Genomic DNA, 1,707 nt, shown 5'->3' with positions numbered 1-1,707 from the left:
CGTGCTGACCCTGCCGCCAGCCGAGCGCAAGAAGGCGCGCGCCCGCGCCGAAGCCATCAATAGCGCCGACATCGCCCTGCTGTGCCTGCCCGACGCCGCCGCCCGCGAAGCGGTGGCGCTGATTGAAAATCCCAAGGTCCGTGTCATCGATGCCAGCTCGGCCCATCGCACCAGCCCAGGCTGGGTGTATGGCTTCCCCGAAATGGCACCCGGCCAGGCCGAGGCCATCGCCAGCGCGCAGCGCATCAGCAATCCCGGCTGCTATCCGACCGGTGCCATTGCGCTGTTGCGTCCGCTGGTGCAAGCCGGCCTGGTGCCGTCCGACTATGCGCTGGCCATCCATGCAGTCTCCGGCTATTCGGGCGGCGGTCGTGTTGCGCTAGCAGCCTCAACCAGCTTCGGTGGGAGCCACGGGTTTAGATAAATGATATCGATTGCATCAATTGGTATTAAAAAATCAGCGGTCTTCAATTCATCAATCGCATCTTCCCAGATAACCCTGAACTCATCCTCATCAGCGAAACCCGCACGTTTGACGAACGGTAGTTCATTAATGGTAACGCCACCTCTACCTATCTGGAGCAACGTACGATACTCAACCTTCTGATGTCTTACGCCTATGTATTCATCTAAGGCAGCCAACAGGCGTTCCTTATGAAAAACGATACACGCCCCATCGGTTCCACCGGCAAAGACATGCCAATGATGATATGTCTCAACGGTTTCTGTAAAGCATAGAGCAAGCAGGCTCTTTAGCTTTCTCTTCTTTTTGTAAATACTTAGCGAGTAGGAGTCATTCGTGTCATCCCAAGTCGCTGGACTGAGAAGTGTTATTGCCTTGTTCCTTAAGAGATAAATTAATGCAGAAATATTGGTATAACGTCTAAGTTTCTGAATTGGCATACAATCCTCTTTATGTTTTTTTCAATCACGCACGTAAAAGAAAAACACCCGCGTATCGCGGGTGTTTTTCATTCGGAGCATCTGATTACGGAATAGATACGTTGTCGGGTAAAACAATAAACATAATCAATAGATTAGACTCTTCTCACTACGCCAGCCCTATGTCCGGCACATGGGATCAAATTTTTGAAAGAATAGTCTCGAGGCTTCCGGTGTGGTTTGTCACATCCCAATACGCTTGATAGGCATTTGTTGCGTCATTAATCAGTTGACTATATGTAATGATGCGGCCGTTTACTGCGGCGAGAGCCTGCTTCTTTGATTCGTCATATCCCGTAGGAGTTTGAGCAACCAGCAGATAGATATCTAGTGGAGGCTTGGGTTTATTCGGCTCTTCCTTATCGTAGTAAGCGTGTATTGCATCTTTGTACTTGCTGACTTGCTGGAAAAGGTCATAGTAATTCAAGCTAGTCTTACCGGGCTTCTTCAACTCCACTACGATGTGCCGACCGGAACTCGCACGATAGCTAATATCTAAGCGCGCCCCTGTTGAATCCGGCTGAACTTCCTTCAAATACTTGGTGAGGGTAACTTCCATTTCACCTCGACCAGTAACCCGGTCCCAAGTTGGAGCTCAGTTCGCCGCTGGCCCTGTCGAACGCAAACGACAGCGGTTGCGGGTTTGCTTGGTTCATGCTGTTCCTCGATGAAAGGCGGTACCGGGTCTGTCACGATCCTTTGCGTGCGGTTGCTGCAGAAGGCTGCGCAGTACGCCAGGAACGCTTTGATATTGTTGATGCGCGG

General features: G+C 51.1%; 2 protein-coding genes and 1 pseudogene. 1 reads left to right on the top strand and 2 read right to left on the bottom strand.

Annotated elements, in window-relative coordinates; translation table 11 throughout:
- Nucleotides 1-388 (top strand): annotated as a pseudogene (locus I5W_RS28640) (N-acetyl-gamma-glutamyl-phosphate reductase); the annotation flags it as partial.
- On the opposite strand, the gene I5W_RS31865 reads toward I5W_RS28640, so the two are convergent.
- A complete protein-coding gene (locus tag I5W_RS31865) occupies nucleotides 355-903 on the bottom strand; it encodes a DUF2971 domain-containing protein (protein ID WP_148289222.1) in 549 nt (182 codons plus the stop codon). The pseudogene I5W_RS28640 and the gene I5W_RS31865 sit on opposite strands and share 34 nt — an antisense overlap.
- Before the next feature lie 178 nt (nucleotides 904-1,081).
- Complete coding sequence (locus I5W_RS28635; RefSeq protein WP_044531803.1) at nucleotides 1,082-1,501, bottom strand: hypothetical protein; 420 nt, start codon at nucleotides 1,499-1,501, stop codon at nucleotides 1,082-1,084.
- Nucleotides 1,502-1,707: the final 206 nt, after the last annotated feature.

The sequence above is a fragment of the Herbaspirillum sp. B65 genome (genome assembly GCF_000333555.1).
GTDB lineage: Bacteria > Pseudomonadota > Gammaproteobacteria > Burkholderiales > Burkholderiaceae_D > Herbaspirillum > Herbaspirillum rubrisubalbicans.
The sequence above is the reverse complement of the archived record's forward strand: the minus strand, read 5'-3'. Positions and strand labels throughout refer to the sequence as shown.